This window comes from Pedobacter ginsengiterrae, from assembly GCF_039537385.1.
Lineage (GTDB): Bacteria > Bacteroidota > Bacteroidia > Sphingobacteriales > Sphingobacteriaceae > Pedobacter > Pedobacter ginsengiterrae.
Map to the genome: position 1 here is coordinate 374,531 of NZ_BAABAK010000009.1, position 7,310 is coordinate 381,840.

General features: G+C 40.1%; 7 protein-coding genes and 1 pseudogene. 4 read left to right on the plus strand and 4 right to left on the minus strand.

All coding sequences use genetic code 11. The features are described 5' to 3' along the window. Window positions 1-120: 120 nt before the first annotated feature. On the plus strand, window positions 121-1,419 hold the full coding sequence (locus tag ABD692_RS09445; RefSeq protein WP_344766530.1) for an NAD(P)/FAD-dependent oxidoreductase: 1,299 nt from the start codon (window positions 121-123) through the stop codon (window positions 1,417-1,419). Window positions 1,420-1,593: 174 nt separating this feature from the next. Here the strand turns inward: ABD692_RS09445 and ABD692_RS09450 are convergent, their stop codons facing one another. Next, window positions 1,594-1,767: a DUF6496 domain-containing protein gene (locus tag ABD692_RS09450; protein ID WP_344766532.1), complete on the minus strand. Its 174-nt coding sequence runs from the start codon at window positions 1,765-1,767 to the stop codon at window positions 1,594-1,596. A 17-nt stretch (window positions 1,768-1,784) separates the two neighbouring features. Next, window positions 1,785-2,678 carry an SDR family oxidoreductase gene (locus tag ABD692_RS09455; protein ID WP_344766534.1) on the minus strand — a complete coding sequence of 298 codons (894 nt, stop codon included), beginning with the start codon at window positions 2,676-2,678 and terminating at the stop codon, window positions 1,785-1,787. 253 nt (window positions 2,679-2,931) lie between these two features. Between ABD692_RS09455 and ABD692_RS20965 the strand changes: the two are divergent. After that, window positions 2,932-3,174 (plus strand): annotated as a pseudogene (locus ABD692_RS20965) (DUF3175 domain-containing protein); the annotation flags it as partial. Window positions 3,175-3,852: 678 nt separating this feature from the next. Here ABD692_RS20965 and ABD692_RS09460 read toward each other — a convergent pair. Beyond that, entirely contained in the window at window positions 3,853-4,212 is a 360-nt protein-coding gene (locus ABD692_RS09460) for a winged helix-turn-helix transcriptional regulator (protein WP_344766536.1), read from the minus strand. An 82-nt stretch (window positions 4,213-4,294) separates the two neighbouring features. Here ABD692_RS09460 and ABD692_RS09465 point away from each other — a divergent pair, with 82 nt between their 5' ends. Then, window positions 4,295-5,047, plus strand: a complete 753-nt coding sequence (locus ABD692_RS09465) for an SDR family oxidoreductase (protein ID WP_344766538.1) — start codon at window positions 4,295-4,297, stop codon at window positions 5,045-5,047. Window positions 5,048-5,282: 235 nt separating this feature from the next. Here the strand turns inward: ABD692_RS09465 and ABD692_RS09470 are convergent, their stop codons facing one another. After that, window positions 5,283-6,377: an AI-2E family transporter gene (locus tag ABD692_RS09470; protein WP_316757207.1), complete on the minus strand. Its 1,095-nt coding sequence runs from the start codon at window positions 6,375-6,377 to the stop codon at window positions 5,283-5,285. 688 nt (window positions 6,378-7,065) lie between these two features. Here ABD692_RS09470 and ABD692_RS09475 point away from each other — a divergent pair. Then, a partial coding sequence (locus ABD692_RS09475; protein ID WP_344766542.1) for a transposase occupies window positions 7,066-7,310 on the plus strand: 245 nt, incomplete at its 3' end.

Sequence of the window (7,310 nt, forward strand, 5' to 3'; positions counted from 1 at the left end):
CCAAAAATACATTTCGAACGGATCGTTATGCTTGATAATCAAGCTGCTTGACTGAAATGATAGGGTTTCGGAAGAATTAATAACATAACACGTGGCCTGTTAATTAAGATTAGATTGAAGATGAAAAAAATTGTAATTATAGGGGGTGGCTTTGCTGGAATAAATCTGGCGAAACGCTTGTCTAAAAATTCAGAGCATGAAATAACGCTAGTGGACCGAAATAACTATCATTTTTTTCCACCGTTGTTATATCAGGTTGGAACGGCTTTCATAGAAGCTTCTAACATCAGTTATCCCTTCAGAAAGATGTTCCACGGCAGGAATATCCAGTTTTTTATGGGAAATCTAGAGCACATTGATCCGCTTGAAAAAAAGGTAGTAACAGACAATGGTAATTTGAATTATGATACCCTTGTGCTGGCCATGGGAACAGAAACGAATTTTTTTGGCAACCAGCAGATAAAGAAATATGCATTACCTATGAAGACCATAGATGATGCCCTTGAATTGAGAAACCATATTTTGTTGCAGCTGGAAAAATCTGTGCGAACTGCTGAGCCAGGCATTAGATTAACACATTCCAATATCGTTATTGCAGGGGGAGGGCCAACAGGCGTAGAACTAGCGGGAATGCTGGCAGAAATGGGTAAGAATATTATCCGTAAAGATTACCCCGAGGCCGATGTATGGCCTGGCAAAATTTTTCTTGTTGATGGGTTGCCAACCCTTTTAGCGCCAATGAGTAAAAAAAGCCAGAATGAAGCAATAAGCGTACTGAAAAACCTTGGTGTAGAAATTCTGTTGGACAGACTTGTACAGAACTACGATGGTGAAAAGGTTTCCCTTTCTGATGGAACGGAGATATCTTCTTCAACACTGATTTGGGCATCTGGCGTTGTTGCAAGAAGTGTGGATGGGATTCCAGAAACTTCATTGGGTAAAAGCCGTAGAATTCTTGTTGATGAATTTAATAAGGTTCAGGGGCTTCAGGACGTGTTCGCGATAGGTGATCAGTGCTATCAGACCTCCGACCCAGCTTTTCCCAACGGTCACCCGCAACTTGCGCAGGTAGCCATTCAGCAAGGGAGCCTTCTCGGAGAAAATCTCAATAGGGAAAATAAAGGTAAAGCTTGGAAGGTTTTTAAGTATAATGATAAGGGTTCCATGGCCATCATTTCTAAATTTCACGCAGTAGTGGATCTTCCTAAAGGATTTTTCAAGGGTTTCTTTGCCTGGCTGGTGTGGCTTTTCATTCATATCATCCCCATTGCTGGATTTAGAAACAAAGTTAAACTTAGTTTCAACTGGATTTGGAGTTTTTTAACCAACGACCCAACGCTCAGGCTTATTATCAGACCAAACAGTTATACTCATAATAGCAGTTTTAAAGCTGCAAAGACTATTCCCGAGAAGGAGTGAAAGGCAACTAAGCTGAATGGGTTTTTAGTGTGCAAGCCATAATAAACATAGGGGCATTTAGAATAAATATCCTCTATCAGTATGAAGAATCCAATCCAATATTGAACGACATACAGCCGTCCAATATGGATTAGTTAATTAGAATTTAGCTGCATACCTATGCGTGTTGAATAGTTATTTCTTTTTAGGCACTTTTGCCCCTTCTTTTTTTGCTTCCGAGAGACCAATAGCAATGGCCTGTTTTTTAGAGGTTACCGTTTTGCCACTTCCGGTTTTCAGTTTTCCTTCTTTTTTCTCATGCAGGGCTTCTTCTACCTTTTCGCCTGCTTTTTTTGAATACTTTGCCATAATATGTTGAATTTTTATTAGATCGTTATTCGTCCTCCAGTTACTGGTATAGTTGCACCTGCAATGTAGCTGGCATCTTCTGATGCAAGAAATACGTATGCTGGCGCGACTTCCGCAGGCTGACCAGCCCTGCCCATGGGTGTGTCTTTTCCGAACTCCCTATGATTGGGGATTGTCGACGGAATAAGCGGCGTCCAGATCGGCCCTGGAGCTACTGCATTCACTCTGATCCCCTTGTTATGCATCAATAGTATTTGGCTTAAGTTAGCCGTAAAATTTTGGATTGCGCCTTTAGTGGCAGCGTAAGGTAATAGCTGTTCACTTGGCGAGTAGGCATTTACCGATGTGGTATTTATAATACTGCTGCCTGGTTTTAAATGTGGTTCAGCAGCCCTGCACAGATAAAACATGGCGGTAATATTGGTGCGGAATGTTCTGTCCCACTCCTCAGCGGTAATGTCGCTGATCTTTTCCCTCGCCATTTGATAAGCGGCATTATTTACCAGGATATCTATCCCGCCAAGTTCCTTCACTGCGGTATCAATAATATGTTTGCAATGTTTTTCCTCCTGGATGTCACCTTTGATCAAGACCGCTTTTCTCCCAGCTTTTTCTACCAATTCGGCAGTAGTTTTGGCATCCTCGTCTTCTATTGTATCCAGATAACTGATAACAACATCGGCGCCTTCTCGTGCAAAAGCAATCGCTACGGCTCTACCTATGCCCGAGTCTCCGCCTGTGATTACAGCTCTTTTTCCTTCAAGTTTTCCGTTTCCGCGATAAGACTCTTCGCCATGATCTGCCTTTGGTTGTAGATTTCCTTCCGTACCTGGTGCTGGCTGATCCTGTTTTGGGAAAGGTGGATTAAGGTATTTTTCTGCTGGATTATCTGATAACTCCTGATTTTCCATAATTTATCTGTTAAGGTGAAAGTTGTTTTAAGTTTAACAGCCTTTATTACGGCGTGGTTTTTTGTTTTGTCTAAATTGGGTATAAATCCCCAAGCAGGGTATTTATACGTATTTCTCAGTATCAGCCACTGGAGTTCAAAACGATAAAATAAAAACCTTTGTTGTTGTTTTATTTATAAAAATATAAAGGATGAAAAGTAGAGAAAGTAAATCAGTGCAAAAGAAGCAGGCAAAAAAATGATCGGCTGATGTAACAGAAAACAGTGATGCAATGGATCTTAAATCACATATTTTTGAATCTAAAAACGTAACTAATATTGCAGCATCATTAAAAAAATCAGCAGAAACGAGCAACAGACGAAAATCCAGTCCTTACCAGTCGACCATGTTAGATGTAATTCATCTATATAGCAGGACGAGATTACAAATCTCGACCAACATGAAGGGGAGTTGCCCCTCAAAGTTGGAAATACTTTACATGTCCCAATGTTGTTAACCTAAGCCGCAATATTGTCAGTCTGAGCGTAGTCGAAGACCTGTTAAATGGGGCCGCTAGGCGGATGGGGGGTAATGCGCCACGCTAAAGCCATCTTGCTCTAGCCACCCTGCTATCTGGCATAGGATATGTTGGAAGGAGAAAACGTTAAAAGCTTTTGCATAAACCTTTCAATCTGGTAAAACCTAAGGCAACGCATCCTTTCCGATCCTTCATCGGAACTTGTGTTGCCGAAATTAAAGCTTTTACGAATTTATCCGACAACAGATCCAAGCCTTGATTTTTGTTAAACTTTTTATCAAGAAACCTGCGGAGCAAGCTTGAAGACAAAAGCCAAAATAAAAGCTACTGAAAAAAGTTTAGAGCCCCTCGGCGGCGGTGAGCCGAGGCAAGCCAAGAGAAGTGGGGAAATCTATATTTCCTATATGGCTAACATTTATCCTTCGACTCCGCTCAGGATGACGTCTTTGGAGTTTCGGCAGGTGAAGACACCAGCCGATAGAACGAATGCAACTATATAGCAGGACGAGATTACAAATCTCGACCAACATGAGTTCTTTCATCTTCCACCTTGTCATCCTGAGCGTAGTCGAAGGACATTTCTCTTCTTGCAATTCCAGATGACCTTAAAAGCATTATTCTTGCATGCCTAATCGAAGAGATTATATCATTATCCTGTTACTGTTTTTCTGTAATAACCCTGCGGTGTTTAATACCCCAATCCGCCAGGTTGTCTATTATGGTTTGTAAAGTTTTACCATATTCGGTAAGCTGGTAAAATACGGTAACAGGTTGGGTGGGCAAAACAGTACGCTTTATAAGTTTGTTAATTTCTAAATCCTTAAGCTCCTTACTCAACATTTTATTCGAAATACCCTCTACATCGCTTAGAATATCCGAAAATCGCCTTTTGTTAAAATAACATACAGAAGAGATAATGGAGATTTTCCATTTCCCATTCAGTACATCCATCGCATCATGAACGGCAATAATTTGCCGTTTGTTATTTTTATCGGTAGAACAAATATTTTCCTGCATTCGTTACTTGGTTACTCAAAGGTTACTGTTACTTTTAGTTACAAAGTTACTATTATTTATTTACATGGTCTACATTTGTGTCATGAACATAGATTTTAAAAACAAAAATGTTGTGATTACCGGAGGTAGCACAGGAATTGGATTCGCCAGTGCCCAGGCATTTATAAATGCAGGAGCAAAAGTGTGGATAACTGGAAGAAGCGCAGAAAATCTTAAAAAAGCGGCTGAAAAAATTAATAGTCAGAATTTGAGCGCAGTAGTTTCAGATACCTCAACTATAAAGGGTATTGAAATTTTAAGAGATGAATTTGCAAAAAGCGGTGAACAGCTTGACGTATTATTTTTAAATGCAGGTATTGCTGTTTTTGCACCAATCGAGCATGCTACTGAAGCGGATTTCGATGCCCAGTTTAATACGAATGTTAAAGGCTATTTTTTTACACTTCAGAAATTGATGCCATTTTTGGCTGAGGGTTCATCTGTATTATTTACGTCCTCAACAGTTGCCACTGCTGCACAGATGAATGGTAGCGTATATTCCGCCACTAAAGGAGCAATAAATAAGATAGCTCAAATCGCAGCTAATGAGCTGGCACATCGGAAAATAAGAGTTAATATCGTTAGTCCAGGACCGACACAAACTGAAGGGTTTGATAAGGCGGTAACGGATGAGGCTGTTAAGAAACAATTTGCAAACACTACTGCTTTGCAGCGAATGGGATCAGCTACGGAGGTAGCCAATGCAGTATTGTTTTTAGCATCAGCACAGGCAAGCTTTATCACAGGTGCTGATTTGCTAATTGATGGTGGTTACATCGGTTATGCCTTAAAATAAATTAACTAATTGAACTTAAAAAGCTAAAGATGTTGGTTCATCTTTAGCTTTTTCAATGGAGGACAACATAAATAAGTCCAACCTGAGTTTATGCCAACTAGCTGAAAATATAACGCAGCTAAACGGCAGGTCGGGATTACTAATCCCGACCAACGTGGGAAGGCCAGCCTATCCAGGCAATAAGTAGCAAAAAATATAGTCAATCACTTAAATAATTTTTCTCTTTTACCTATGCTTACGCTTTTGAAATTTTTGGATTCCGTCTACGCAACCTTTTTAATTGCCCCATATGTTCTGTAGGTATGTTATCACCGAGCAATTTACCCCAAGGCTTTAGCCCCTCTATACGGTCGAAAACAATTTTCAATACTGCAATAAATGGGATGGAGAGAAACATTCCAGGCACACCCCAAAGTGCTGCACCCAGTAGCACAACTACAATTGAAATTAGCGCATTAATCTGCACTTTCGACGATACAATTCTGGGCACTAAAATATTATTATCAATAAACTGGATCAGGGCATAGGCAGCTATAATCAGTAATTGAGTGGTAAAACCATCCGTGGTAAGCGTAGCCATCAGAACTGGTAAAGCTATAGCAATAATGCCACCAATGTATGGTAAAAGGTTTAGTATCGCACCAATTACGCCAATTAGTATCGCATTCTGAACACCAAGGATAAGCAATGCACAGGAGTTCATTACCGCAACAATGCCTGTTTCAATTAAAAGCCCCACAATGTAACTCTGGATCGCAGCTTTAGTTTCTGTCAAAATTTCGCCAACCTTCTGCTGATTTTCCTCAGAAAAAACTTCATACAAAAAGTTAAGAATCAGGGTTTTGTAAAGCATGATCAAAAAGGTGTATACAGGAATCAGGAAAATTACACTTAACACACCCAGTGCTCCACTTAAGGTTTGACCTATCACGGCCTTGCTGTTATTGGCCGCCTCATTAACCATCTGAACCTGTTTTCTGGCGCCGATTCCAAATGTCTGTTCCAACCATTTCTGTATAATACTCAGTAGTTCAGAAAACTTTTGTTTCATCGCATCAACATTATCAAAGAAATGGGCAATCTGTGCACTTAGAAAGTAGGCAAGGCCTGCAACAGCTATCAATGCAATTAGCATCGAAATAATAATTGCCACAATTTTATGCATTCTTTTCTCCAATCTCACCACTAATGGGTTGAGCAATATTGCAATTAAGGCCGCAAATGCAAGTGGAACCAGAATATCGCGGAGAATACTCAATATAAATACCGTGATCACAATCCCTAAAAGGATAGCTGGAGCCTTAATGTAGAATGGAAACTCTTTTTTCATTTGAATGCTGGTTTGGATGTTGAACATTACAAATCGATAAATGTTCTTAAATCAGAAAATAATTATAAAGAAACAGAGGATGTACCCCATTTATTAATTCACACGCGGCACGCGTGCCCAGCAAGGGGAGCCGATAATTTAAGCTTGCTTCTTTCAACTTGTCATGCTGAGTGTAGTTTAAGCACGATCAAAAACATAATGTCGTCCTGAGCGTAGTCGAAGGACATTTCTCTATTCACCGCCTTACCGATCTATACCTCCTCATCTCGATAGTAAACAGTGTTCTTTCATTTTTCAACTTGTCATCCTGAGCGTAGTCGAAGGACATTTCATTCTTCATTGGCTCACTCCATTCCATAACTCGTCATCGCAACTGTAACCAAGAGATTTCGGCAGGTGCGGACACCAGCCGGTGGGATGTGCGATTTCGGCATTCGTATCTATATTTTCTATATACCTATATAGCTAACATTTATCCTTCGACTCCGCTCAGGATGAGGTCTTTTGGAGTTTCGGCGGGTGAATACATCAGCCGATAGAACGACTGCGTCTATATAGCAGGACGAGATTACAAATCTCGACCAACATGAGATTTCGGCAATCGTATCTATATTTCCTATATACCTATATGGCTATGTCTTGTCCGGAATTAGGTTTACAATTTTGAGCACATAAAACTCAATAAAAGATGAAAATTGTAAAGCATTATTCGGACGATTTCAAACGCGAGGTTGTTCAACATTACCTAAGTTCTGATGACAGCATGCAAAAAACTGCTGATAAATTTAAATTAGCTGTTCATGCATCAGTTGGGCAATGGGTTAGTAAATTTGGTGGTGAATTCAGAACACCCGTTATGAACAAATCTCTAAAAAAGTCCAAAACCGAGACGCCTGATACTCACCAGGGCATGGCTAAACGTATTCAAGAATT

Bases quoted from the DNA above. Each gene is read 5' to 3' on its own strand.
- ABD692_RS09465 (WP_344766538.1), top strand. From the start codon at position 4,295: ATGAACATAGATTTTAAAAACAAAAATGTTGTGATTACCGGAGGTAGC.
- ABD692_RS09460 (WP_344766536.1), bottom strand. From the start codon at position 4,212: ATGCAGGAAAATATTTGTTCTACCGATAAAAATAACAAACGGCAAATT.
- ABD692_RS09470 (WP_316757207.1), bottom strand. From the start codon at position 6,377: ATGAAAAAAGAGTTTCCATTCTACATTAAGGCTCCAGCTATCCTTTTA.
- ABD692_RS09445 (WP_344766530.1), top strand. From the start codon at position 121: ATGAAAAAAATTGTAATTATAGGGGGTGGCTTTGCTGGAATAAATCTG.
- ABD692_RS09450 (WP_344766532.1), bottom strand. From the start codon at position 1,767: ATGGCAAAGTATTCAAAAAAAGCAGGCGAAAAGGTAGAAGAAGCCCTG.
- ABD692_RS09455 (WP_344766534.1), bottom strand. From the start codon at position 2,678: ATGGAAAATCAGGAGTTATCAGATAATCCAGCAGAAAAATACCTTAAT.